The organism is Aminiphilus sp. (genome assembly GCF_029975095.1).
Taxonomy (GTDB): Bacteria; Synergistota; Synergistia; order Synergistales; family Aminiphilaceae; genus Aminiphilus.
Genome location: NZ_JARKPW010000002.1, coordinates 1 through 25,438, shown reverse-complemented (window position 1 = coordinate 25,438; position 25,438 = coordinate 1). Strand labels below are relative to the sequence as shown.

At 63.3% G+C, this 25,438-nt stretch carries 21 protein-coding genes; 15 read left to right on the top strand and 6 right to left on the bottom strand.

The window, feature by feature from the left end:
* Positions 1 to 65: 65 nt before the first annotated feature.
* From Q1K49_RS00115 to feoB, 5 genes are all read left to right on the top strand, one after another.
* On the top strand, positions 66 to 671 hold the full coding sequence (locus Q1K49_RS00115) for a nucleoside deaminase (protein ID WP_300521323.1): 606 nt from the start codon (positions 66 to 68) through the stop codon (positions 669 to 671).
* 87 nt (positions 672 to 758) lie between these two features.
* The gene (locus tag Q1K49_RS00110) at positions 759 to 1,469 is read left to right on the top strand and encodes a metal-dependent transcriptional regulator (RefSeq protein ID WP_300521321.1); all 711 of its coding nucleotides are present in this window, start codon (positions 759 to 761) and stop codon (positions 1,467 to 1,469) included.
* Positions 1,457 to 1,696 (top strand): FeoA domain-containing protein, encoded by a 240-nt coding sequence (locus Q1K49_RS00105; protein WP_213693621.1) that lies wholly within the window; start codon positions 1,457 to 1,459, stop codon positions 1,694 to 1,696. Before Q1K49_RS00110 ends, Q1K49_RS00105 begins: the two co-directional genes overlap by 13 nt.
* 421 nt (positions 1,697 to 2,117) lie before the next feature.
* Entirely contained in the window at positions 2,118 to 2,405 is a 288-nt protein-coding gene (locus Q1K49_RS00100) for a FeoA family protein (RefSeq protein WP_213693620.1), read from the top strand.
* Positions 2,372 to 4,459, top strand: a complete 2,088-nt coding sequence (gene feoB / locus Q1K49_RS00095; protein WP_300521317.1) for a ferrous iron transport protein B — start codon at positions 2,372 to 2,374, stop codon at positions 4,457 to 4,459. Before Q1K49_RS00100 ends, feoB begins: the two co-directional genes overlap by 34 nt.
* A 194-nt stretch (positions 4,460 to 4,653) precedes the next feature.
* Here feoB and Q1K49_RS00090 read toward each other — a convergent pair whose 3' ends face one another.
* The 4 genes from Q1K49_RS00090 to Q1K49_RS00075 all read right to left on the bottom strand — a co-directional run bounded on the left by Q1K49_RS00090 (position 4,654) and on the right by Q1K49_RS00075 (position 10,201).
* The gene (locus Q1K49_RS00090) at positions 4,654 to 6,372 is read right to left on the bottom strand and encodes a glutamine--tRNA ligase/YqeY domain fusion protein (RefSeq protein WP_366146026.1); all 1,719 of its coding nucleotides are present in this window, start codon (positions 6,370 to 6,372) and stop codon (positions 4,654 to 4,656) included.
* A gap of 213 nt (positions 6,373 to 6,585) precedes the next feature.
* Positions 6,586 to 7,809, bottom strand: coding sequence for a PLP-dependent aminotransferase family protein (locus tag Q1K49_RS00085; RefSeq protein WP_300521313.1), 1,224 nt, complete (start codon positions 7,807 to 7,809; stop codon positions 6,586 to 6,588).
* 191 nt (positions 7,810 to 8,000) lie between these two features.
* Entirely contained in the window at positions 8,001 to 9,437 is a 1,437-nt protein-coding gene (locus tag Q1K49_RS00080) for an FAD-linked oxidase C-terminal domain-containing protein (protein ID WP_300521311.1), read from the bottom strand.
* Positions 9,434 to 10,201 carry a GntR family transcriptional regulator gene (locus tag Q1K49_RS00075; protein WP_300521308.1) on the bottom strand — a complete coding sequence of 256 codons (768 nt, stop codon included), beginning with the start codon at positions 10,199 to 10,201 and terminating at the stop codon, positions 9,434 to 9,436. The genes Q1K49_RS00080 and Q1K49_RS00075 overlap by 4 nt, the downstream gene beginning before the upstream one ends.
* Before the next feature lie 210 nt (positions 10,202 to 10,411).
* On the opposite strand from Q1K49_RS00075, the gene Q1K49_RS00070 reads away from it, so the two are divergent.
* From Q1K49_RS00070 to Q1K49_RS00040, 7 genes are all read left to right on the top strand, one after another.
* Positions 10,412 to 10,960 (top strand): Fur family transcriptional regulator, encoded by a 549-nt coding sequence (locus tag Q1K49_RS00070; RefSeq protein WP_300521305.1) that lies wholly within the window; start codon positions 10,412 to 10,414, stop codon positions 10,958 to 10,960.
* A gap of 242 nt (positions 10,961 to 11,202) precedes the next feature.
* Positions 11,203 to 12,270, top strand: coding sequence for a zinc ABC transporter substrate-binding protein (locus Q1K49_RS00065; RefSeq protein ID WP_300521303.1), 1,068 nt, complete (start codon positions 11,203 to 11,205; stop codon positions 12,268 to 12,270).
* Positions 12,261 to 13,109 carry a metal ABC transporter ATP-binding protein gene (locus Q1K49_RS00060; RefSeq protein WP_300521300.1) on the top strand — a complete coding sequence of 283 codons (849 nt, stop codon included), beginning with the start codon at positions 12,261 to 12,263 and terminating at the stop codon, positions 13,107 to 13,109. The genes Q1K49_RS00065 and Q1K49_RS00060 overlap by 10 nt, the downstream gene beginning before the upstream one ends.
* Positions 13,054 to 13,929: a metal ABC transporter permease gene (locus Q1K49_RS00055; protein WP_300521297.1), complete on the top strand. Its 876-nt coding sequence runs from the start codon at positions 13,054 to 13,056 to the stop codon at positions 13,927 to 13,929. The genes Q1K49_RS00060 and Q1K49_RS00055 overlap by 56 nt, the downstream gene beginning before the upstream one ends.
* 390 nt (positions 13,930 to 14,319) lie before the next feature.
* Positions 14,320 to 15,381, top strand: a complete 1,062-nt coding sequence (locus Q1K49_RS00050) for a carbamoyl phosphate synthase small subunit (protein WP_300521295.1) — start codon at positions 14,320 to 14,322, stop codon at positions 15,379 to 15,381.
* Positions 15,371 to 18,601 (top strand): carbamoyl-phosphate synthase large subunit, encoded by a 3,231-nt coding sequence (gene carB, locus Q1K49_RS00045; protein WP_300521293.1) that lies wholly within the window; start codon positions 15,371 to 15,373, stop codon positions 18,599 to 18,601. The genes Q1K49_RS00050 and carB overlap by 11 nt, the downstream gene beginning before the upstream one ends.
* 137 nt (positions 18,602 to 18,738) lie before the next feature.
* Positions 18,739 to 20,184, top strand: a complete 1,446-nt coding sequence (locus Q1K49_RS00040) for a metallophosphoesterase family protein (protein WP_300521290.1) — start codon at positions 18,739 to 18,741, stop codon at positions 20,182 to 20,184.
* 163 nt (positions 20,185 to 20,347) lie between these two features.
* Here the strand turns inward: Q1K49_RS00040 and Q1K49_RS00035 are convergent, their stop codons facing one another.
* Positions 20,348 to 21,466: an aminotransferase class I/II-fold pyridoxal phosphate-dependent enzyme gene (locus Q1K49_RS00035; protein WP_300521289.1), complete on the bottom strand. Its 1,119-nt coding sequence runs from the start codon at positions 21,464 to 21,466 to the stop codon at positions 20,348 to 20,350.
* A 170-nt stretch (positions 21,467 to 21,636) separates the two neighbouring features.
* Positions 21,637 to 22,641: a threonine/serine dehydratase gene (locus Q1K49_RS00030; protein ID WP_300521286.1), complete on the bottom strand. Its 1,005-nt coding sequence runs from the start codon at positions 22,639 to 22,641 to the stop codon at positions 21,637 to 21,639.
* Positions 22,642 to 23,125: 484 nt separating this feature from the next.
* On the opposite strand from Q1K49_RS00030, the gene Q1K49_RS00025 reads away from it, so the two are divergent.
* The 3 genes from Q1K49_RS00025 to Q1K49_RS00015 all read left to right on the top strand — a co-directional run bounded on the left by Q1K49_RS00025 (position 23,126) and on the right by Q1K49_RS00015 (position 24,678).
* Positions 23,126 to 23,407: a zinc ribbon domain-containing protein gene (locus tag Q1K49_RS00025; RefSeq protein WP_300521284.1), complete on the top strand. Its 282-nt coding sequence runs from the start codon at positions 23,126 to 23,128 to the stop codon at positions 23,405 to 23,407.
* Between the two features lie 58 nt (positions 23,408 to 23,465).
* The gene (locus Q1K49_RS00020; protein ID WP_300521282.1) at positions 23,466 to 23,825 is read left to right on the top strand and encodes a tRNA-binding protein; all 360 of its coding nucleotides are present in this window, start codon (positions 23,466 to 23,468) and stop codon (positions 23,823 to 23,825) included.
* Between the two features lie 130 nt (positions 23,826 to 23,955).
* Positions 23,956 to 24,678: an AAA family ATPase gene (locus Q1K49_RS00015; protein WP_213693222.1), complete on the top strand. Its 723-nt coding sequence runs from the start codon at positions 23,956 to 23,958 to the stop codon at positions 24,676 to 24,678.
* Positions 24,679 to 25,438: the final 760 nt, after the last annotated feature.

Below are 25,438 nucleotides of genomic sequence, written 5' to 3'. Positions count from 1 at the left end.
TCACCACAACTCTTCGGGCTTTTTCCGCTCCCAGCTGCGACAACTTTATGCGAGGAGGAAACGTGATGGAAAGGAACACGTCTGCTCTTTTTTGGCGCATGCTCGACGTCGTCGAGAAAGATATCGTGCCCCTCACGTGGGAGGGGGTGCGTCAGGGACACAAGGTCTTCGGCGCGGCGGTGCTCCGGGCGGACGATCTCTCCCTGGTTCTGGCGGGAACGAACCACGAGGCGGAATGTCCTCTCTGGCACGGAGAGGTGTGGACCATCAAGGAATTCTTCGCTCCTTCTCCGGCGGGTCATCCTTCTGTGCCGCGGCCGGCTCCCGAGGAATGCCTCTTCCTCTCCACCCACGAACCCTGTTCCATGTGTCTTTCCGCGCTCGCATGGTCGGGGTTTCCCCGGGTCTACTTTCTGTTCGGCTACGAGCGCACCAGGGCGGACTTCCAGATTCCCCACGATCTGCGGATCCTGGAGGAGATCTTCGACTGCCCGAGTCCTCGACGGAAGAGTTCCTTCCTCGAACTGTTTTCCCTGGAGGAGATGATTCCCTCTCTGGCGAATCCCGGGGAGGCGCAGGCCCGCTTCGAGAGGCTCCGCGCCGTCTATCTGGAGCTCTCGGAGACCTATCAGGCGACGAAGGAGAAGAGTTCCGTCATCGCCCGAAAGTGAGTCTCCGTCGTCCCGCTCTTGACAGACCTGAAGGTGGGGGCATAAGATGTTTTTAGTTAGAAGCCTCTAACAGGAAGGAGGCGGAACATGTCCATATCGGCCCGCATCGAAGACTACATGGAAGAAATTTTCTCCCTCGAAATCGAAGGACGAAAGGCCACGGTGACGGAGCTTGCGTCGCGCCTCGGCGTCACCAAAGCCACGGTGGTCTCGGCGGTGCGGCGGCTCGTCGCCGCCTGTCTGCTGGAACACGAGCCCTACGGAGCACTCCATCTCACCGAGGCCGGTCGGGAAAGGGCGCTTCGCATTTACCGGCGCCACGAGCATCTCTCGTTTCTCTTCGCCGAGATCCTCGGCATCGAGAAGGAGAAGGCCGTGGACATGGCCTGTGCCCTGGAGCACGCGGTGGACGAGGAATCAGAGATGCGCCTCCTCGCCTTCGCGGATTTTGTCTTTCAGGCTAGACGGCAGGGACTTCCCTGGGTGGAGGATCTCCTCGCCGCCACGCGGGATACGTGTCGCCTCCCCCGTCCTCTCGTGATGATTCCCGAGAACGGAAAGGGTGTCGTGGCGAGGGTCACCGCGGGCGGATTGCTGCGAAAGCGTCTTCTCGAAATGGGGCTCGTTCCGGGGTCCCTGGTGGAGTATCTGGGAACGGCGCCGCTTGGAGACCCTCTTCATGTGCGGGTTCACGGAACGGACATCTCGCTTCGCCGGGACGAGGCCACCACCGTGTGGGTCTGCCCCTGTCGCGAGGAGTCCGGTGAGAAGGAAGGATGTGCGCCATGTGTCCGGTAGAATGCGTTCGTGAAGGTTCCGCGGTCGAAATCGTGCGTCTTGCGGGAGGCGAGAGGTTCTGCCGCCGCCTCGCCGAAATCGGTGTGGTGCCCGGCGCGAGGGTCAGGGTGGTGCGCAATGCCGGAGGAGGCATTCTTCTCGGCGTGGGCGATGCACGCTACGCCCTCGGAGAGGGTATGTGCGGACGAATTTTCGTGCAGGAGGTGCCTGAAGGCGCGGCAGTCTGACGTCTGAACGCGCCTTTCCGGGACCATGCGCCTTTCCGGCGCCGCAAGGAAGGGTGCTCCGGAGTTTCCGGGACGAGAAAAACCCTGAAGAACAAAGGAACTTCTGAATAAGGCTGCGTCAGCTCCACAGAGCGCCTCGCAGAGCCTGATGCGATTCGGGTCAGGAGCAAGCGAAAGGTTTTTACAGCGCTTCCCAAAGAGAGTATTTCCCCGGATGGGGACACTCTTTTCCCGGACAAGACAAGAGTTTGTTTTCTCTAACAAAGATGCGTCTGCCCGGATGGATCTCTGTTTTGGTTGCCGAGGGAAAAGGATGGATGTGTCCGCACCAAAGGGGCACGTGTGGCCCCAGGTTGGTTTGTTTTGTCTAACTTTTTTGGGGTCGCGAACATGTTGTCAAAAAAAGCAGGGGGGAACGGCAATGAGTGAGCAGTGTCAGGCTCCGCAGTCTCTTGACACGGTGGAGCCCGGAAAGTCCTGTGTCGTCATCAAGGTTGAGGGTGAGGGCGCGCTCCGCAAGCGTGTTCTGGATATGGGGATCGTTCCGGGAACGACCCTTCGGGTGGAGCGGAAGGCGCCTCTCGCGGATCCCGTTGCGGTGTGGTTCCGCGGGTACGAGCTGAGTCTCCGTCTCGACGAGGCGAAGGTAGTGTTGGTCAGGATCGCCGGAGGCGGGTGTTCCTGCTGCTCCGGCTGCGGGGGGAGGTGACCGCCGTGGGTGCGGTGATCGCCCTGGCGGGCAACCCGAACACGGGAAAAACGAGTCTCTTCAACCGGCTGACCGGTTCCCGGGCCTCCGTCGGCAACTGGCCCGGCGTGACGGTGGAGCGCAAGGAGGGAACCATGCGCGTCGGCGGCGAGGAACTCACCGTCGTCGATCTGCCCGGCATCTACAGCCTCGGTGCCGCCTCCGTGGACGAGCAGATTGCGGCGGAGTTCATTCTCCGCGACCGTCCCGACGTGGCGGTGGTGGTGGTGGACGCGTCGAACCTGGAGCGCAGTCTCTATCTGGTGGTGCAGCTCCTCGAAATGGGACAGCCCGCCGTGGTGGCCCTCAACATGGTGGACGCCGCGGACTCCCGGGGAATCCAGGTGGATGTGACCGCTCTGGAGCGGTTGCTCGGTGTTCCGGTGGTCCCGACGGTGGCCACCTCCGGCGAGGGAGTCGAGGGACTCAAGGCCCGCGTCGTCGCCCGTCTCGCCGCGCTGCGCGGTGAGGGTTCCTCCGGTGAGGGGCGCAGGGATTTCGTCGTTCCCTACGGAGAGCGGGTGGAGCGGGTGCTTCGGCGTCTTGAAGAGGCCCTGTCGGGCTTGGGAATTACCCTTCCCGGTGCGTCGCCGAGGCTTGCGGCGGTGAAACTCGCCGAGGGGGACACGCTCTTCTTGAGCGCCCTGGCGAAAAACCTGCATGCTCCGGAATTCGAGGAGGTTCTTCAGGGCGAGAGCGACCGCCTCGAGAAGGAGCTGGGCTACGATCTCCAGACCGCGGTGATCGAGCGCCGCTGGGGATTCCTCTCCGGTGTGGCCGCCGAAGCGGTGCGGCGGGATCTTTCCATCGCGGAACGGCTTTCCCTCTCGGACCGCATCGACCGCGTCGTCACGCACCGCCTTCTGGGGCTTCCCCTCTTCCTGGGGATCACCTGGCTGGTGTTCACCCTCACGTATCTTCTGGGCGACCCCGCGGCGGATTTCCTGGACGGAGCCATCGGCTCCCTCGGAGAGTGGCTGGGAGGGGTTCTCGCGTCCATGGGTGCGTCGGATCTGCTCCAGTCCTTCGTGATGGACGGCGTGGTGGGAGGTGTGGGCTCCGTGGTGGTTTTCTTTCCCCACATCTTCCTCCTCTTCGTCTTCATCGCCGCACTGGAGGATTCGGGGTACATGGCCCGGGGTGCCTTCGTGATGGACCGGATCATGCACTTCCTCGGGCTGCACGGCAAGAGCTTCATCCCCATGCTCCTTGGATTCGGCTGCAACGTGCCCTCCATCATGTCCACGCGCATTCTGGACCGTCCCCGGGACCGGATGATCACCCTCCTGGTGCTTCCCTTCATGAGCTGTTCCGCCCGCCTTCCCGTGTACGTTCTCTTCGCGGGGGTCTTCTTCGGCGAGCGGGCGCCGCTGGCCGTCTTCTCCCTCTACGTGCTGGGAATTCTCGTGGCGGTCGCGGCGGCGAAAATCCTGGGGAGCACCCTGTTCAAGGGGGAAAGCTCCCACCTGGTGATGGAACTGCCCCCCTACCACCTGCCCACCCTGAGGGGTGTGTTCCGTTCCGCCTGGGAACGGGGAGCCATGTTCCTGAAGAAGGCGGGAACCTTCATCTTCGCCGCGGTGATCCTCGTCTGGGCCGGGGCGAACCTGCCCCTCGGCGTGGAATATGCCTCTCAGGAAAGTCTTGTGGGACGCCTGGGATCTGCCGTGGCCCCCTTGCTGGAGCCCGCAGGCTTCGGTTCGTGGCAGGCCGGTGTGGCTCTGGTCTTCGGTCTTCTCGCCAAGGAGGTCGTGGTGGGCACCTTCGGCACGCTCCTCGGCGTGTGCGAGGAGGGAATCGCCGCCGTGCTGCCCCAGTTCTTCACGCCTCTCGCAGCCTACGCGTTTCTGGTGATGACCCTGCTCTACATCCCCTGCGTTGCGGTCATCGCCGCCTTCAAGCGGGAGACCAACAGTTGGAAGTGGACGGGATTCCTCGTCCTCTACACGACGCTTCTCGCCTACGGTGCGGCGGTCCTGGTCTATCAGGGAGGGCGGCTCCTGGGGTTGGGATAGCGTGGTGACAGACAGGGCGCGGAAGAAGACGGAAGAACGACGAAAGCAAAGGCCCCCCTCTGAAAGGGGGGCCTTTGTGTGCGACGCGAGAGGCTCTTTTTTCGCACGACGCGAAGGCGGGATCTCGCCGGAGAAAGTCGTCGCCGCGACAAGAGGGCGTTGCCGTCCGGGCCTGCGCGCATCTACGAAGCGCTTCAGCCGCCCTTGCGCACTTCCTTCGCCCAGGAGTCCTTGAGGGAGACGGTGCGGTTGAAGACCGGACATTCCGGCGTCGAATCGGGATCGACGCAGAAATAACCCTGGCGGAGAAACTGGAAGCGTGTCTCCGGGTCGGCATTCTTCAGGAGCGGCTCTCCGAAGGAACGGCAAACCACGAGAGAATCCGGATTGAGGTAATCCCTGAAGTTCTTGCCTTCCTCCAGGTTCGACATGTCCTTTCTCGTGAAGAGGCGGTCGTAAAGGCGCACTTCCAGGGGAACGGCATGGCGTGCCGAGACCCAGTGGAGCGTTCCCTTGACCTTGCGGCCGTCCGGCGCGTCACCGCCCCGGGTGGCGGGGTCGTAGGTGCAGTGCAGCTCCGTCACGTTGCCCTCCGCATCCTTGATCACGTCCCGGCAGGTGACGAGATAGGCGTGCTTGAGCCGCACCTCCTTGCCCGGGGAAAGACGGAAGAATCCCTTGGGAGGCACTTCCTCGAAGTCGTCCCGTTCGATCCAGAGTTCGCGGCAGAAGGGAACGGTCCGGCTTCCCGCGGAGGGATCCTCGGGGTTGTTGCCCGCCTCGAATTCCTCCACCTGATCCTCGGGATAGTTGGTGAGCACCATCTTGAGGGGACGGAGCACCGTCATGACGCGCTGCGCTGTGGCGTTGAGCTCGTCCCGGAGGATCGACTCCAGGTACTCCGCCTCCACCATGCTGTTCGCCTTGGCCACGCCGACCAGGGCGCAGAAACGGCGGATCGCCGAGGGCGTGTAGCCCCGGCGGCGCAAGCCGCTGATGGTGGGGAGGCGTGGGTCGTCCCAGCCGTGCACGAGCCCTGTGGTGACCAGTTCCAGAAGGTAGCGCTTGCTCATCACCGTGTAGGTGAGGTTCAGACGGGCGAATTCGTACTGGTGCGGCCTCGACGGTACGGAAACGTTGTCCAGGAGCCAGTCGTAGAGGGGGCGATGATCCTCGAACTCCAGGGTGCAGATGGAGTGGGTCACGCCCTCGATGGCGTCCTCGTAGCCGTGGGCGAAGTCGTACATGGGGTAGATGCACCAGTCGTCCCCCGTGCGGTGGTGTGCCACGTGGAGAATCCGGTAGAGCACGGGATCGCGCATGTTCAGGTTCGGGTGGGCCATGTCGATCTTCGCCCGGAGAACGCACTCGCCGTCGGCGAAGTCTCCGGTGCGCATCTTCTCGAAGAGCGCCAGGTTCTCCTCCGCGGAGGTGTTGCGATAGGGCGAATCCGTGCCCGGTTCCGTGAGGGTGCCCCGATTTTTTCGGATCGCCTCGGGAGTCTGGAAGTCCACGTAGGCCTTGCCCGCCCGGATCAGCTCCAGAGCCCATTCGTAGAACCGGGCGAAGTAGTCCGACGCGTAGGCGAGCTTCGCCCAGGATGCCCCGAGCCACGCCACGTCGCGTTTGATGGCCTCCACGTATTCCGTCTCTTCCTTCGTGGGGTTCGTGTCGTCGAAGCGGAGGTTGCATTCTCCGCCGAACCGTTCCGCCAGGCCGAAGTTGAGACAGATGGATTTGGCGTGGCCGATGTGCAGGTGTCCGTTCGGTTCCGGAGGAAAGCGGGTGATGATCTTCGTCACTCTTCCGGAGGAAAGGTCATCGGTGATGATGCGTTCCAGGAAGTTCGGCTCCCGGGAAACGCCCGCGTCGAACAGGCCGTCCGTGCGTCTTTCTGCGTCTCTCACATCCATGGCAATTCCGGAGGACGCACTGCGCCTCCGTTTCACACTCCTTCGCCGGGGAATCGTTCGTGTCGCGAGCGGCGGGCTACCTCGGAGGAGGACACCCCCCACCGTTTCGCTTTCTTTTGTATGTCGCCTATTTTTGCACGACCGGGACGAAAGAACAATGCGCTTTCCCTTCCGGAGATGTTTTTCCGGGAGAGGAAGGGAGAAGGCGGTGCATCACGCCTCGCCCGGAGTGAAAGTGCGCAGCGCCCGGGCGAGGCGGAGCGCCCCCTCCTCGGCCATTTCGGGGGTGACCTTGGCGAAGGAGAAGCGGATCGTGTCGAGGCCCTTGCCTTTCTCGGGAAAGAAGATCGTGCCCGGAATGATGCCGATCTTCTCTGCCTCCACGGCGAAGCGGGCGAAACGGACCATGTCGTTCAGTCCGGGAATGCGCCCCCAGAGAAAAAAGCCTCCCTCGGGAATGTCGAAGGAGAGCCCCGACGGAACCACGTGCCGTTCGAGGGCGCTCACGAGAGCGTTCCTTCGGGTCCTGTAGGCATCCTGAAGGCGTCCGAGATGGGTGTCCAGGGACCGGTTCTTCAGAAAATCGAAGAGTGCATACTGTATGGTGGCGGGCAGACTGATTTCGTTGGCGACTCGGAGAAAGGCCAGTTTGGAAATGACCTCGGAGGGGGCCACCGTCCAGCCGCAACGGACGCCGGGGGCAACGATTTTGGAAAAACTGCCCAGGTAGAGCACCCGGGCGTCATCGCCGGCGAGGCTGAGATAGCTTTCGGGTGCCCTTCCTTCGTACCGGAGGTGGTGGTACGGGTCGTCCTCCAGAATGATCACGTCGAATTTTCTGCAGAGTTCCAGAACCTTCCGGCGTCTCTCGATGGAGGTTGTGCAGCCGGTCGGATTCTGGAAGGAGACGATGGTGTAGAGGAATTTCACTCTGTTTTGGTTGAGAACGTCCTCCAGCGAGGTGGGAAGGATACCGTCCTTGTCGACGGCGACGGGAGCAAAACGAGCTCCCTGTTTCACGAAGGTAAGGATGGCCTCGGGATAGGTGGGGCTCTCCAGGGCGATGCAATCCCCTTCGTCGATGAGAGCTTCCGCGGCGAGGCTGATGCCTTCCTGAGAGCCGTTGGTGAGAAGCACGTTTTCGGCGGTGACCCATTTCGGAAGAAGTCCGTCGGCGTGCATCCACGCCGCGATCCATTCCCGGAGTTCGAGAAGTCCTTCGTTGTGGGGGTAGTAACTGAAGAGAGCGGGATCCTTGAAAGCCTTCAGGACGGACGTCGAGAGTTCCTCCAGAGGAAAAAGCTCTGCCGAGGGTTCTCCCGCAGTGAAGGAAATCGCCTTGTGCTCCACCACGAGTCTGATCATCTCGGCGATGAGGGAGGAATGGAGGCGCTCCCTGGCCATGGTGCTGAAATGAGTGTTCCAGTTCACGGACATGATTTGAACCGCCTTTCCGACAAGTTTTTCGCAGGATCGCGTTTGTCCCGGGGTGTTTTCCCGGTCGCCTTTGAGTATTCGGTCGGTCGCCGTTCGATGCGTATCCGGAATCGGCGGGTCACTCCTCCGTCTTCGCATGCCGGGCGAGTGTGTCTCGTGAGGTTCTTACGGAGACATTTCCGCCTCCCGTCTCATGTCCACGGAACGATCTTTCCGGGATTGAGGATGTTGTGCGGGTCGAAAGCCAGTTTGACCCTCCGGATGAGCGCCATCTGGGCTTCGTCGAGAAAGAGGGACACGTCCTCCCGCCGCTTGAGCCCCACGCCGTGCTCTCCCGTGAGCGTTCCTCCCAGGGCCTTCACGATGGGGTAGAGTTCCTGCTGCAGCGCCGCAAGGCGCCGCTTCCAATCCGGAGGCGTGCCTCCGGAAAAGAAGATGGTGGCGTGGAGATTGCCGTCCCCCACGTGCCCCATGGTCTGCGGCACCGTGCCGTGGCGTGCGCAGATCTCCCCCAGACGGTCGAGAAACTCCGGAATGGCGCTGGTGGGGACCACGATGTCCTCGTCGGCGTACTCCGGGGGAAAGAAGGCCCACGCCGCCTCGGTGAGGTTCTTCCGGATCTTCCAGAGCCTGTCCCGCATGGTCCGGTTGTCCGCCACGAAGACCTCCAGCGCGCCGTGCTCCAGGCAGAACCGGCCGATGCGCTCGTAGTCGTCGGCGAGGGCGTTCCGATCGTTGCCCTCGATCTGGATGAGAAGATAGGCGCCCGCCCGGTCGGAATGCGGAACCGGCCGGTTCAGAAAACGCTCGGCAAGTTGGACCGAAAGAGCGTCCATGAACTCCACGGACGAGGGGAGAATGCTTCCTTCCCGCATGATGCGGGGTACGACGGCAACGGCGGAGGCGGCGTCGGGAAAGGGGACCAGAAGGTCCACGATGCGTTCCGGAAGCGGAACCAGTTTCAGGATGGCCTTCGTCACCACGCCGAGGGTTCCCTCGGAGCCCACCAGGAGCTTCACGAAGTCGTAGCCCGTCACATCCTTGCGCCGCTTGCCGCCGAACCAGGTGACGGAGCCGTCGGCGAGGACGACCTCCAGAGCCAGAACGCTGGCCCCCGTGGAACCGTACTTGATGACCTTGTTTCCCCCGGCGTTCTCGGCGATGTTTCCGCCGATGAAGGAAGCGTCGCCGCTGCAGGGGTCCCCCGCGTAGAGAAGCCCCGCCGCCGCCGCGGCGCGGGTGATCTCCGAGGTGACCACCCCGGGCTCCACGGTGATGCACAGGTTGTCCACGTCCATCTCCAGAATGGCGTTCATCCGCTCCAGTGAGAGCACGATGCCTCCAAAGGCGGGAACGGCCCCGCCGGAGAGTCCCGTTCCGGCACCCCGGGGTGTGACGGGGATGCGCCGTTCGTCGGCGAAGCGCAACACCGCCGCCACCTGGGCGGTGAACTCAGGAAAGACGAGCACCTCCGCGAGGTAGGGTCTGTCCCAGGAACAGGCCGTCACCTCGTCCCGGGAGTAGGCGGCCCGCTTTTCCTCGTCGATGGTCACTTGTCCCGGCGAGAGGAGCGCGCGGAGTTCTTCCACCACCTCCGGCGTAACGGGAGAATAGGCAAAATCAGTCACGGGAATGTGCCTCCTTGTCGCGGTTCACGAAGCGTTTCCCGGCGGCGTTTCTCCGCCGGGGGTGGAACGGGACGAAGTTCGGCGTGAGATGCCTTCTTTTTTCGAGGCGTTCCTGTGGATTCGCCGGAACGGGAGTACTCGGCCAGGGCCAGATGCAGGTGGACTTCGAGGTGTTTTTCCGCCAGTTCGGTGTCGCGTCGTTTCAATGCGTCGAGAATGCGCAGGTGCTCTTCGAGGATGAGATGGTTGTCGTAGTCCTCCCGCCCCGCGAAAAGAATCCGGAAGGCCGTGCTTCGTGCCAGAAGCGCGTCGAGAGAGTCCGTCAGGGCTTCATTGTGTGTCGATTCGGCCAAAAGATGATGAAAGAGGGAATCTTGCCGAATGAGGGAGGGAATGTCCAGGTCGGCGTCACGCTGTTTCTGGATGACTTCTTCGAGACGGCAGATCTGCAGGGGCGTGATGGTGCCGGAGAGCTTGCGGATCGCCAGCCGTTCCAGGTGAACACGGACCTCCATCGTGTCCGCCATTTCCTTCAACGAAGGGTCGGCAAGGTGTGCTCCGCCCCCGGGGACGAGAACCACCACCCCTTCCTGTGCCAGACGGCGCAATGCCTCTCGAACCGGTGTCCTGCTCACGCCCATTTCTGCGGCCAGGGATGCTTCCGGAAGCCGCTCTCCCGCAGTGAGGGCCTGGGTGGTAATTCTCAGGAGGATCTCCCTGTAGGCCAGATCCGCTGCGGTTGCATGCTGCACGAGTCTTGTCATGGGCCGGCCTCCGCAATGAAAGTATGCGCAGTATACGCTGAATACCCTGTCGTCGTCAACGATGCCCGTGTCGCGGTGGAGGCCGGGAGAACGTGCGCTGTAAAGGAAGCGCGCAAAAGGGCAAAAGGAAGGTGTCGTCGCGAAGATTGCCGCGCGTCCGCCGGATCGAAAGTCTTGACAAGCATTCTAAAATGAGAAAAAATATCATCCATGACGAACACAGTGGAGCCGTACGGATACATCCAAAAGACGACCGGCGAGGAGACGAGACATCTCCTCGACACGAACGGCCTGAAGGCCACTGCGCCACGCATTGCTCTCGTTGAGCTTCTTTCCGCATCACCTCGGGGGCTTTCCGTGGCGGAGATCGTGGCCTCTCTGTCAAAGGAGGGCATCGGTCAGGCCACGGTCTATCGTGCGGTGGCGCTTCTGGAAAAGAGAAATCTTATCAAATGCGTACACGGCTCCGACGGAGAGCACCGGTACGTGCGATGGTCCTCCGGGCATGTGCACGCTCTGGTGTGTTGTTCCTGCGGCCGGGCGGAATCGTTCGAGGCCTGTGGCCTGGAAGTGCTTGAAAAGCTCCTCGCCGCCCAGACCGGGTACGTCATCGAGGGACATCATGTCGAAGTGTACGGTCTCTGTCCCGTCTGCGCCGTGCGGGGAAGGATCGCTCCGTCGCAGGAGGCGAAAGGGGCCCGCAGGGGAAGATCCGAGAAAGAGTCCGAAAGCGGGAACAAGGCATCGGGGGTCTCGTAGCGCGTACGTTTTACAAGGCCGCTCTCGCCTGGAAAAGAGTGCATTTCCCCGGTGGTCGGGTGTGATATCAGGGAGGCGCATCAAAAAACGAAGACGTTTTACGTCGGAGAAGGCACCTGCGGAATTCCGGAATCGTTCTTTTCGGGGAGAAAACGGTACCAGGCCGGGCTCTCCAGGAACATCGAGGAACATCGAGGCTGTTTCCTCTACGCGGGAACAATCGGTGTGAAAAGGAGGAACACATGAAAAGTTCGAAGAAAAAACGGCAGTGGCGGGAGTATGCGTTTCCGGTTCTGGCGGCGGGTCTTTTGGCTCTGGTCGCCGGAACGGCTCTTTTTTCCGGGGCGGCCGCCGCGGAGGCGGCGAAGCTCAAGGTGACGGCCACGATCTTCCCTCTCTACGACTTCGCCCGTCAGGTGGGCGGAGACCGTGCCCTGGTGTCGCTGCTTCTGCCTCCCGGCGTGGAGGCGCATACCTACGCGCCTCGCCCCGGTGACATGATCCGCCTTGGGAACGCGGATGTCTTCCTCTATACGGGGGAATTCATGGAACCCTGGGCGGAGAACCTTGTGAAGGGCGTGGACAATCCGGCGCTCCTCGTGGTGGACACGAGCCGCGGCATCGAACTCGCCGAGGGGGACGAGCGTGACGAGCATGTCCACTCCGGCGAGGCCGGCGCCCACGCGGCGCCGCCGCAGGAGGAGCACCACGGGCACGACCATGGGGCGAGCGCGGATGCGCACGCCGGGGATGCCTCCGACCACCACCACCATCACGGCAAGGATCCCCATATCTGGCTCGATCCTGTTCTCGCCCGGACCATGGTGAGCACCATCGCCGAGGCTTTCGCCGCAAAGGATCCCGCGGGAGCCGAGATCTACCGCAACAACGCCGAGAGCTATGCGAAGGAGCTCGCGGCCCTCGACAGGGAGATCACCGAAGGGCTTTCTTCCTGCGAACGGAGGACCATCCTCTACGGCGGCCATTTTGCCTTCGGCTATTTTGCCCGCCGCTACGGGCTCGAACACGTGTCCCCCTATCCGGGTTTCGCTCCCGATGCGGAGCCGTCCCCCCGGGCCGTGGCGGAGCTGGTGGAGACCATGAAACACACCGGAGCCTCCGTGATCTACCACGAGGAACTCATCGACCCGAAGGTCGCTCGGGCCATCGCAACGGAGACGGGGGCGCGGCTTCTCCTGCTCCACGGCGCCCACAACCTTTCCCGGGAAGAGCGTGAGCAGGGGCTCACCTATCTCCGGATCATGCGGGACAACCTGGCTCGGCTTCGGGAAGGACTGGCATGCCGGTGACAGCCCCTCAGGCGACCGCCGGGTCTTTCGCAAAGGCGGAATCCCCGCGGGATTGCCGCTCCGACGGCTCTTCGCCGCTGCTCTCCGTTCGTGACCTGACGGTGCTCTACCAGACGAGCATCGTCCTGGAACGGGTGCGTTTCGACATTGCTTCCGGGGAGTATGTGGGCATCGTGGGACCGAACGGCTCGGGGAAGACCACACTGATCAAGGCGATCCTCGGCCTCGTGGAGCTTGCGGAAGGTGACGTGCGGCTCTTCGGAGAGTCCCTGTCCGGGTTTTCCCGGTGGGACCGCGTCGGCTACCTTCCCCAGATGACGACTCTTCCGCTGCAGCGTTTTCCCGCCACGGTGGCCGAGGTGGTCTCCATGGGGCTCTTGGCGCGGAAAACGTTTCCGAAACGGCTTTCCAAGGCCGACGAGGAGGCGGTGGATCGGGCGCTCTCGCTGGTGGGGGTGTCCTCGTTGCGGTCGCGCTTCATCGGGCGTCTCTCGGGGGGGCAGCGCCAGCGCGTTTTTCTGGCCCGCGCTCTCGTCTCCGAGCCGGAGCTGCTCGTGCTGGACGAGCCGGTCACCGCCCTCGATCCCGACGGACGGGAACAGTTCTACCAGACCGTGGAGCGGCTGAACCGGCAGCTCGGCACTTCGGTGCTCCTGGTGAGTCATGACAGCGCCACCATCGGGAAGTACGCCTCGAAGATCCTCTATCTGGACCGCAAGGTCGTCTTCTTCGGCGCTTTCGGCGAGTTCTGCGGTTCCGAGGAAGTGACCCGCTATCTCGGAGGTGCCTTCCAGCATCTGGTCTGTCGGCAGCACCACCATCACGAATCCCATGCTTGACGGATTTTTCGCCCAGATCGCCCAGGCGCTGCAGTACACCTTCGTCCAGCGGGCGCTTCTCGCGGGGAGCGTGGTGGCCTTTTCCTGCGCCTTTCTCGGCGTGTTCCTGATCCTACGGCGTTTTTCCATGATCGGCGACGGCCTGGCCCACTCGGCCTTCGCCTCCATTGGGCTTGCGCTCCTCCTCGGAGTGTATCCCCTCTCTGTGACCATGCCCGTCGCGGCGGTGGCGTCTCTTCTGATCCGCAAGCTCTCGGAGCGGGCTGTCTTCGGCGACGCGGCGGTGGGCATGGTCTCCGCCACGGGAATGGCCGTGGGCGTCTTCCTCGCGAGCATGGGGCGGGGATTCAACGTGGACCTCTTCAGCTATCTTTTCGGGGACATCCTCGCCGTGACGAGCGCGGAAGTATGGGGCGCCTCGCTGCTCTCCCTGGTGGTCGTTCTGGTGGCGGTGTTCTTCTATCACGACCTGCTCGCGGTGACCTTCGACGCGGAATATGCCCGTGTCGTGGGGATTCGCCCGGATCGGGTGGAAAGCGTTTTGCTGGTGCTCACGGCCTTCACGGTGGTCCTCGGGATCAAGGTGGTGGGAACGCTGCTGGTGTCGAGTCTCATCATCTTTCCCGCCGTGACGGCCCTCCAGGTCGCCCGGGGGTTTCGCAGCGCGCTGGTTCTTTCCACTGTCGCGGGGGTCGCCTCGGTGATCCTGGGAATCTTCGCGGCCTATCTCTTCGATGCCCCGGCGGGAGCGTCCATCGTGATGGTGAACTTCGTCTTCTTCGCTCTGGCGTACACCGGAGGCAGGCTTTTCCGTCTGTAGACCGCCGGCGCACAGGATTTTCCGTGTCGCCGTTTCGGAGATTTCCGCCCGTTCCGTGCGGCGCGGCGCCCTCTGCCCTCGTCGATACGCGTTCTCTCCGGCGCGTGGGCGACCGGCATCGCGAAGAGGGTGCCGCCTTTTTTCACCCCTGTACATAGTTCGGTTCCTTGTGTATAATGTCCGCCGAAAGAAACCGGAGGTGCGTTTGATGCATACAGGAAACAGAAATTTCTTCGCGAAGGAGCGCAGATGCGGGGCCGCGGCAACAGACGGCCTCCTTTCGGATGCGTAGCCGGCGAAGGACTCTTTCTGTTCCGTTGCTCGGATGAGGTACGCTCCGTGGGGCCGTTTCGGCCCCATTTTTTCTGCCCTGATGGAGGTGTATGGCGCATGGAAACGGTATGGCTTACGCTCGCCGACGGGACACGGTGGCGCGGAAACGCGCCCTTCGGCCTGAAGGCGGCGCTGGACGGGGAAGTTGTCTTTTCCACGTCCATGGGAGGATATGCCCAGTCTCTTTCGGATCCTTCCTATTGCGGACAGATGCTGGTCTTCACCTTTCCGTCCCAGGGGATCTACGGTGTGGACGCGGACGCCCTGGAGGGAATCCGCCCATGGGTTTCCGCGGCGGTGGTGCAGGGATTGGAATCCACGCCGCTTCCGGGGATCCGCCGGCTCGGAGAGTGGCTTGCCGAATGGGGAGTGCCTCTCGTGACGGGAGTGGACTGCCGTAATCTCGTGTTACGCCTTCGGGAGCGGGGGACCCTTATGGGGCGTTTGGCCCGGGAATCGGAGGCGCCACATCTCCAGGCCCTCCCGGATTCGCTGGTCCGGACGGTGACCTGTTCCGAGACGTGCGCCGCAGGCGGAGACGGACCCACGGTGGTCCTCGTGGACTACGGGGTGAAACGGAACATTCTCCGGAGCCTCGAGAATCGGGGATGCCGGGTGATCCGCGTTCCCGCCTCGACCACCGCGGAGGAGATCCTTGCCTGGAACCCCGCCGGAGTGGTGCTGAGCAACGGCCCTGGAGATCCCGCAGCGCTCCGGGAGGAGACCGCCGTGGTGACGCACCTCCTCGGCAAGGTGCCGCTCTTCGGCATCTGCCTGGGCACGCAGCTTCTCGCCCAGGCCTGCGGTGCCCGCACGGCGAAGCTCCCCTACGGGCATCGGGGAAGCAACCAGCCCGTGCTGCACCTGGAGAGCCGCCGCGGGTACGTGACGAGTCAGAATCACGGCTACGCCGTAGTGGAGGAGACCCTCGATGGGGCGGGCCTTTTCGCCACCTTCCGTCACCTGGGGGACGGCACGGTGGAGGGCATCGCCTCCCGGAACGTCCCCGCCTGGGGGGTGCAGTTCCACCCCGAGGCGTGTCCCGGTCCCCGGGACACGGCGTTCCTTTTCGATTCCTTTCTGCAGCATCTCGCCAAGGAGGCCTCCCATGACGCGTGAGCTCGATTTCGGAACGCTCTCCGGATCCACTGCAGCAATGCTGTCTCCGGCAGCGGATCGTTCCTCCGGCGCTCGAAAGATTCTCGTTCTGGGATCGGGACCGATCCGCATCGGTCAGGCCGCCGAGTTCGACTACTCGGGCAGCCAGGCCTGCCGGGCGCTCAAGGAGGAAGGGTGCACGGTGATCCTGCTGAACAGCAATCCCGCCACCATTCAGACCGATCCGGACGTGGCGGACGTGGTCTATCTCAAGCCGCTCCTGCCCGACGTGGTGGAGGAGATTCTCCAGGTGCACCGCCCCGACGGGGTGGTGGCGACCCTTGGAGGGCAGACGGCGCTGAACCTCTGCGTCACCTGCGCGGAGCGGGGCATCTGGGAGCGCTACGGTACCCGCGTTCTGGGCACGCCCGTGGAAACCGTTGCCCGCGCCGAGGGACGCGAGGCCTTCCGGCAGACCATGCTCGACATCGGCGAGCCCGTGGTGGCGAGTGTCTGCGTTGCCGATGTCGCCGCCGCGAGAGTCTTTGCCGCGACGACTCCTTTTCCGCTCATCGTGCGACCCGATTTCACCCTGGGCGGCACGGGGAGCGGAGTGGCCCGCTCCGCCGCGGAACTTGATGCCTGCGTCGAGGCGGGACTTCGGGCCTCTCCGGTGAGGCGCGTCCTGGTGGAGCGCTACCTGGAGGGGTGGCGGGAGATCGAGGCGGAGGTGGTCCGGGACGCTTCCGGCAACGCCCTCTGCGTGTGCAGCATGGAGAACGTGGATCCCATGGGCGTCCACACGGGGGATTCCGTGGTGGTCTCGCCGGTGCTTACGCTCACGGACTGCCGGTGGCAGCGCCTCCGCTCCGCGTCGCTTCGCATCGTGGAGGCTCTGGACGTGCGGGGGGCCTGCAACGTGCAGCTCGCGGTCTCTCCGGACGGGGATGACTACGCCGTCATCGAGGTAAACCCCAGGGCCAGCCGTTCCAGCGCCCTGGCAAGCAAGGCCACGGGATATCCCATCGCACGCATCGCCGCCAAAATTGCCCTTGGGCGTACCCTCACGGAGATGCCCAATCCCGTCACCGGCGTCGGCAGCGCTCTTTCCGAGCCTGCCCTGGACTATGTGGCGGTGAAGTTGCCCCGGTGGCCCTTCGACGCGTTTCCCCAGGCGGATCCCGTGCTGGGAACCCGGATGAAGGCCACGGGAGAGGTTCTCGCCCTCGGACTTTCCTTTCCCCAGGCACTGCTCAAGGCCTACCGTTCCACCGGTACGGAGCCGCTCTTCGATCCCCGCCTTGCGGATCTGAAGGAGGAGGAACTCTGGAGGGCCGTGCTCGCTCCCACACACCGGCGCATCGAGGCCATCTTCACGCTGCTGCGCCGGGGAGTGAGCGCGGAGGAGATCGCCCGCCGTTCCTGGATCGCCCCCTGGTTCGTGTCGGAGATGGCCCGGATCGTCGCCGCGGAGGAGCGCCTCCGCAGGGATGGACTTTCGGCGGAGGCCCTCGGGGCAGCCAAGGTACTGGGTTTCTCCGACAAGGCCGTTGCCGCGGTCGCGGGACGCACGGCGGCGGATGTGGAGGCCGCCCGGGAGGTGCTCGGCCTCGCGCCGGGGTTCCGCGAGGTGGATGGCTGCGCCGGGGAAGTGCCCGCCGGGTCGGGCTATTTCTACGGCGTCTGGGGTGCCGCGGGCGAGGAATGCCCTGCGGCGGGCGCCCCTGCCGTGGCGGTGCTCGGCTCCGGTCCGATCCGCATCGCCCAGGGGGTGGAGTTCGACTACTGCTGCGTCAAGGCCGTGGAGGCTTTGCGGCGGCGGGGTGTGCGGTCGATCATGGTGAACAACAACCCCGAGACGGTGAGCACCGATTTCGACATCTCCGATGCCCTCTACGTGGAGCCCCTTGCGGAGGAGGACGTTCTCGCGGTGCTCCGCCGGGAAAACGTCTTCGGCATCTTCTCGGGGTTCGGCGGACAGACCTCCCTGGGGCTCGGACAGCAGCTCGCCGCCCGGGGAGTGCGCCTCCTCGGAACGGGGCAGGACGCGGTGGATGCTGCGGAGGACCGGGGGCGCTTTTCCACCCTCGTGGCTCGCCTGGACATCTCGCAGCCGGAGGGCGGCGCGGCGCGGAACGTGGAGGACGCGGTGGAGCAGGCGCGCAAGCTCGGCTATCCTCTCATGGTGCGCCCCAGCTTCGTCCTCGGCGGTGTGGCCATGCGGGTGGTCACCGGCGAGGAGGAGCTCTTGGAGGTCCTTGAGGAAGCCTTCGCCGTGGGAGAGGGGCAGAACGTGCTGCTGGACCGCTTCCTGCCGGGAAAGGAATTCGAGGTGGACGCCCTCTGCGACGGGGAGGATGTGCTCGTGCCCGGCGTCTTCGAACATCTCGATCCCGCGGGAATTCACTCCGGCGATTCCCTGGCGATCTTTCCCGACCTTTCCCTCACGGAGCGCCACCGCCGGGAGATTCTCGACGTGGTACGCAAGCTCGGAGGCGCCCTGGGCGTGAGGGGGCTTCTGAACGTGCAGTTCGTCCTCCACGACGGGGCGCTCACGGTCATCGAGGCCAATCCAAGGGCCAGCCGCACCGTGCCCATCGTCTGCAAGCTCACGGGAATCCCCCTGGTGGATCTCGCGGTGCGCATCGCCCTCGGCGAGCGCCTCGCGGACATGGTGCCGCAGTCGGGGTTGTTCGCCTACAAAGGCCCCTACGGCGTGAAGGTGCCGGTTTTTTCGACGGAGAAGCTTCCAGGGGTGGACGCCCGGCTTGGGCCGCGCATGCAGTCCACGGGTGAGGCCCTCGGCGTGGCGGACACCGTGGCGGAGGCGCTCTGGGAGGGACTCCGGGGCGCGGGAATTTCCCTCGATGCCCCGGGGCGGGCGCTTCTCTCCGTGCGGGACGACCGCAAGGGCGATGTCTGCGCCCTTGCCACGACTCTTCTGGCTCAGGGATGGACCGTGGAGGCCACGCCGGGCACCGCGGCGCACCTGGCGCGGTGGGGGCTTCCCGTGGAGACCGTTCCCAAGGGCGAGGCGCTGCTCGCGGAGATCCGCCGCAAGCGGTGGCAGCTCCTCGTCAACGTTCCGGGCCTCCGGGTGGGTATGGTCAAGGACGGCATGGCCATCCGTCGCGCCGCCATCGAGGAAGGACTCCCCTGCTTCCACTCCCTGGAGACCGCCTCAGCGGTCCTTCTGGCGTTGCAGTGTTACGCCAAGGCCTCCTGGGGCGGAGGAAAATAGCCGGACCGGAAAGCCCGCGAAAATCCGGTGCCCCTGTGCCTGCTCCATGTGATTCAAATGAAAAAAAACCGGCACATATCTTTGATTTCTCCGGCGTATGCTCGTGCCATCCCAGTTTATGACGAGGAGGCACGATCATGCGAAAGTTTTTTCTGGCGTTGCTTTTAGTCGTCTGCAGCGGGTTGCCGGCTTTTGCGGCGAGAGCCTACACGGAACCCTATCTCGTCTCCCTGACTCCCTCGACGGAGATGAACGTGTGCTGGCTTCTCGCCGAGGCGGGCGATGAGGCATGGGTTGAATTCGGTGAGACGGAAGAACTTGGGCGGAGGGAGGAGGCGCGCCTCTATGAAGTGAAAGGATTGCGCACCTCCGCGAAAGCCGACGGATACGACCCTGAGCCGGAAAAAAATCCGGAACTCAAGGTATTTCAGCGCATTGCGACATTGAGGGGATTGAAGCCGGGAACGGAATACCGCTACCGGACCGTGGTCGCAGAGGGAGGAAAGACAACGGAAGGCCCCGTCTATTCCTTCAGAACGGCACCCGTTGCGGGAGGAAGCCCCTTCAGTTTCATCCTGCTTTCCGATCTGCAGCAGAAGAAACAGATTGTCGAGACGGTGAACATGGCGGGCAGGCAGAACGCGGATTTCATTCTCTACGCCGGAGATTTCCAGAACACTCCCTGGAAGGCCGCAGAGTGGTTCCCCGTGGAGGGGAGCTTCATCGCTCCCGAGGAAAAAGGAAAAGAGTGGTTTCCCGCCATGCAGCAGACGGCGAACGGAGCGAAGCTTCTCCAGTACATGCCCATCTTCCCTTGTCCGGGCAACCACGAGGCGGACGACCAGCGCATCTGGACCGACAAGCAGCTTGCCCAGGATCCGTCGAAGAAGACGCTCTCCATCTACATGCAGCTTTTTCGCCCGCTCTATCCGGACCAGGAGTACGGACAGAACGGAACGCACTGGTATTCAGCGGATTACGGCGATCTCCACATCGTCTCTCTGTCCCTCTTCCGCTGGCACCCCTGGAGCGGTTTCGAAGCTCCCGGCTGGATCCTCTTCGACGATATCTCTCCTGAAAGCCCGCAGGTCCGGTGGCTGGAGGAGGACTTGAAGAACAAGACGAGTCGTTTCACCTGGGTTGTGCAGCACTGGCACATGCTGAACCGGGGTGCGGAAGTATGGGTGCCCATGTCCCGCCCGGTAATCTACCCCGTAAGCCCAGACGTGGCCATGTATCCCCTTGGTGACCACTGTTGGAACGTACTGCGTCCCCTGTACGAAAAATACGGCGTCAACGCCGTGAACTTCGGTCATTCCCATGTGTACGAGCGCTACCTCATCAACGGCGTCAACTACATCGAGGCCGCTACGATCGGCAACAACTACAGAGGTGAGGATGATCCCCTCCATTTCAGCGGAAACGCCCCCATCGTGGAGCAGAATCAGCATCGTTCCGTTCTGGTGGTTTCCGTCACTTCCGAAGGCATGTCCGCGGAGGCTGTCCGGGCCAGCGAGGACGGAGACGGAGCGGTCAAGGTGGGCGAGGTGTTCGACTCCTTCGTGATCGCTCCATTGAAGTGACCCGCGCGCGAAAGATTTCGTGCGATCGACGTAAAGGCGGGGCGGCTTTTCTTCGGGAAAGTCGCCCCGCCTTTACGAACCGACGTCCGTTTCCTGTGGTGCGTCAAGTCCTGTCGCGTGTCGCTGTTCGTTGCGCCCACTGTGTGCGGCGTTTCGGCGTCGCTCAGAGCCGCTTCAGGAAGCTCGAGATGGCGCCCACGCCGTCCCGGAGCGTCTCCGTCTTCGGGGCGAAGCCGATGCGTGCGGTGTACGGGATCTCGAAGCACTCTCCGGGAACGAGGAGCGCCCCCGCCTCCTCCAGGAGACGACGGCAGAATTCCTCGGAGGACACGGGGATGTCCAGCCGGAGCAGGGCGGTGGTTCCCGCCTTCGGCGGCAGGCAGGAGACGCGGGGTTCCGCGGCGACCCAGTCGGCGAGGAGTGCCGCGTTGGTGCGCACCAGGGGAAGGTTGCGCTCCAGGATGACCGCACGGTGCTCCAGGGCCAGCGTCGCGAGGTAGTCGTCGAGACGGCCGCAGGAAATGGTGGTGTAATCCCTGTGCTGGAAACAGGTTCGGAGAAAGTCCCTGGGACCCGTGAGCCACCCCGTGCGGAGCCCCGCGAGAGAATAGACCTTGGAGACGCTTCCCGTGCTGACGGCCCGGTCGTAGAGATCGACGAAGGAAGGGGTGCCGTAGGGGGCGTCGTGTTCGAGCCCCCGGTAGATTTCATCGCAGAGAATCCATGCGCCGCAACGGTCCGCGATGGCAACGATCTCCTTCATCAGGGCTTCGTCGAGCTTCGCCCCCGTGGGGTTGTTGGGGTAGTTCAGCACGATCAGTTTCGTTTTGTCCGAGACGGCTTTCCGCAGGGCGTCGAGGTCGGGCAGAAAGGAGTTCTCCGCCCGGGCGAAGAGGCGGGTGACCTGTGCGCCGAAGGACTCGGGAAGCGAGTAGAGCTGTTGGTAGGTGGGGAGCAGAGCCACCACGTGGTCCCCCGGCTCCGTGAGGCTCCAGAGGGCAAGGAAGTTCGCGGCGATGCCGCCGCCGGTGACGAGCACGTCCTCGGCGGTCCTGCCCCGATAGAGGGAGGAGATGGCTCCCCGAAGCCGCTCCGATCCCGGAATGTCCCCGTAGGTGAGATGGGTCCGCTCCAGCGCGGCAAGGTGCTCCTCCCGATTTCCCACCAGCGTCAGCAGTTCCTTCACCGTGAGCGATTCCACGCAGGTTTCCGCCACGTTGTGGCGCGCCCTGGTCTCGTAGGCGTTCATCCACTCTTCCACACCGAACTCGGCGATGTGCATGGGGCATTCCTCCCTTGAAATGAACCGTTTTCCGCCGCGGGCGCAGCGGGGTATGTCCTTGAGTCCGTGCGCTCAGAGGGTGCGCGCCTCGATGGAGACGACGCGCTGGAGAGTACGAAAGGACGAGCGCGGCGGGTGCTCTTTGGGCGAAAAGGTCGCGGACGAGGCCACTACGCCGGGGAGAGGAGACGGAGCAGACGTCCTTCGTCGATGTTGCCGCCGGAGATGACCACTCCCACCTTGCGTCCTTCGAGGGGAAGGCGCCCCGAGAGGAGTGCCGCCACCGACGTGGCGGCGCCGCCCTCGATCACCTGGTGGTGCGTGCGGTGGACAAAGGCGATGGCCTCCCCGATCTCCCGCTCCGAAACGGCATCGAGGCCGGTGAGGCGTTCCCGCAGAAAGGGAAAGAGATGCTTCGACGCCGCGCCGCCGAGGGCGTCCGCCAGAGAGTCCCGCTCCTCCACGGGAACCACCTTGCCCGCACGGAACGCCTCGGGCCACGAGGGATTGGCCGCTGCATGGGCACCCCAAAGGCGGGCTTTCGGTGCGAGCGCTCCCGCCGCGACGGTGATGCCGCCGAGAAGCCCGCCGCCGCTGAGAGGACAGACGATGTCCTCCAGGTCCGGTTCGGCGAGGAACATCTCGACGCCCACCGTTCCCTGCCCGGCCACCACGTAGCGGTCCTCGTAGGCGGAGACGAAGATCCGCTCTTCCTCCCGACAGACCCGCAGCGCCTCCGCCTCGGTGTCGTCGTAAAGGCGGCCGAAACGCCGGAGCGTCACGAAGTCGCCGCCGATGCGGCGGATGGCCTCCTGTTTCACCTCCGGGCAGGTCTCGGGTACGTAGATCAGGGCCTGCACCCCGAGCATCCGGGCTGCCGTGGCCACCCCCTGGGCATGATTGCCGCTCGACGCGGTGACGACTCCCGCGGCGCGCTCCGAAGCCGTGAGGTTCATCATCCGGTTCAGCGCGCCCCGGATCTTGAAGGAGCGGCAGCGCTGGAGATTTTCCCATTTGACGAAGACCTCCGCCCCGGAGCGATCACTCAAGAAGGGAGAGTGCTCAAAGGGAGTGGTGTACACCTTTCCTTGAAGGCCGCGCCATGCCCGCAGCACCTCCGTCATGTCGGGAACGACTTTCGCGGCGATTCCTCTCGATCCGTTTCCGTTCTCCATTCTCCGTTCGCGCTCCTTTCCAACTCGCGTTCCGCAGTTCTGGTCTTTTTCCGTCCTCTTTCGTATGTCCTCGCTCTTCCTCCGCCCGTCTCCCGCAAAGGCTTCCTTATGGAAACCCGGAGAAGGTTCGGGTGTCTCTTCTTGTTCCGGGAGCGTGCATTCCGTGATGCAGAAACCGTCGTCGACCTCGGGTGCCCGCGTCGGTGGCTCCGGGGACGAAAAGCCCGGACGAGCCCTTTCGAACAAACCGGCGCAGAACCGAAAAAATGAACGCTTTTCTTCGAATAGTTTGATTGTAGCGAAAAAACACCGTTGCGCACCCCCCTTTTTTCGGAGAAAAGCGAAGACGTGCCTTTGCGGGTGGAGAACGTGGCTCTGGACGGGACTCCTTCCTCTGCTACAATGCAGGAAATGCAGCGGTCGAACGGGAAGGGCGGCCCTGCGTATTCTGTTACATCCAGTCATTCCGAAGGAGGGATCTGTCATGAGCGAAGCAATGTCCAAAGGGCCGTTCTGCCAGAGTTGCGGCATGCCGCTGGAGAAACCCGAGGATTTCGGTACCGCCGCGTCGGGGTTCCGCATCAACGACTACTGTTGTTGGTGCTATGCGGGTGGCGCCTTCACCGAACCGGACATCTCGATGGAGCAGATGATCGACAAATGCGTGGCCATCATGAACGAGCATGGCATCATGCCCGAGGTGCAGGCCCGTTCCCTCATGGCGCAGGTCATGCCCGAGCTGAAGCGCTGGAAGAAGAGCGACTGATCGAACCGGGCGAAAAAGGCGCTGGAACTGCCGGGACCGCCGGAAAGGAGTGTTCCACATGCCGGAGCAGACGAAACCCCGGGTGGACAAGGAATCCACCTTCGACCTTCTGGAAATACGCCTCGGACGAGTGGTGACCGTGGAGGAGGAGCCCTCGTCGCCGAAGAAAGCCTACAAACTCACCGTCGATTTCGGCAAGTTCGGGGTGCGCACCAGTGTGGGGCGTTTTACCCAGCATGCGCCGGAGGAACTGAAGGGGAAACTTGTTCTTGGGGTGCTCAACTTCGAGCCCCGCAGAGTGGGGGAGACCCTGTCGGAGGTGCTCATCCTGGGAGTGCAGTACCCCAAGGCGGAGAGCGGCGAGGCCACCTTCATCACTCCCGCGGCGGAGGCGAAGATCGGCGGCAAGCTTTTCTGACGCTCGGACGAGCGTGTCCCCGGCTCTTGTGCGGTACAATGGAGCGAATGTGAAGCGGCATGCCGGCAGAAATCCCCGAGACGGCAACGGTGCTCGTCGGAATGGCAGGCAGAAGGAGGGGAGAAGCGACGTGAGCGTTCTGGTCGTCGTAAACAACAAGGGTGGGGTGGGAAAAACCGTGCTGGCGGCCATTCTCGCCGAAGAAGCGGCTCGCTCGGGAAAGCGGGTGCTCTGCGTGGACATGGATCCCCAGGGGAACATGTCCGCTGCGCTCGGTGCCATGGAAAAGGTGCCCGCCACGGTGGCGGATGTGCTCCAGTTCCCCGCCGGAACCGTGGAACGCGCCGTCGTGCCCTCCTGGTGGGACGGTGACGGGCGCCTTTCTCTCATCGTCTCCACGGGCAAACTCTACGAGCGGGAGTTCCGCCTCAAGGCCCTGAGCGAGGCCGTCGCCCTTGTGCGGAAGGAGCACGACCTGATCCTCGTGGATACGCCTCCCTCCCTCTCACGCTGGGCTCAGGCGGCACTTCTCGCCGCAGACCGGGTTCTCGTTCCCGTGAATCCCAGCTCCTTCGCCCTCTCGGGCATCGAAGCGGTGGCCTCCTTCGTCGCCGCCACGAAACCGGAGCTTGAAAACCGCTTTGACGTGGTGGTGACCCTGTACGACCGACGCATTACCACCCACCGGGAACTCACCGAGACCGTGCAGGAGCGGTACGGCGTTTTGGGCGTGCTGCCGCGGGCGAACCGCGTCGTGGAGAACGTGGAGCAGCGGCGCCCCTGGTGGACGGGAGTGCACAGGGACCGCCGGGAGGAATACCGCGCCGTGGCGGCCCGGATCCTCGGGAACTGATTTCCGGGCAAACGACCGCAGGGAGCGTGTCGTCCCCGCGCCCCCTCGATGCAACGGCAAAACATGTGCAAGAAAACGATCAGGCCGCGTCCTCAAAACCGGACGGACGGCCTGAAAGGCAACCTGTTGCAACCGGTTTTTCCGGGATGCCATGTGTCGTCGCGGCAGGAATGCCGTAACAAGCTGACGCCGAAGGATCCTCGCCGCGAGCGGGCTGTTGGAGTGACGCCATCGTAGCGAAAGACTCGCCATGGTCCTCTCTGTTTTTTCCCGGGGTGCTCTCCCTTGGCTCGTAGCCTTTTGGACAGCGGCGTCCTTTGTGGTTCCTTTTCGTTTCGCCCCATGCTCTTCTCTTCTTCCTTATTCCTTCCTCCCTCTCTTTGCTTTGTTTTGTCTTGTCTTGTCTTGGGAAGTTCTGATCAAGTAGGATTCGCCCTCTCTCGATTGCAGATCGCATCGCGTTTTTCCGAAATCGGCGCGGCATTTTTCAGAGCTTCCCTTGTTTTTTTGTCTTGTCTTGTCTTGTCTTGTCTTGTCTTGTCCCCCCTCCCCTCCCCTCCCCTCCCCTCCCCTCCCCTTCCCTCTTACCTTTCCTCTCTTCGCCTCTCGTTCCGCCTTTTTTCATAGATATCCTCTGGATGTCCTCTCCCGACAGTTTCTTTCGGCGCGGCGAAAACATCCTCGACTGAAAAGAGCGTCCCCGGTTTTGGGGATGGTTTATTTTGCAAAATCAATAGTTGTATTTTACAATAGATGCGGC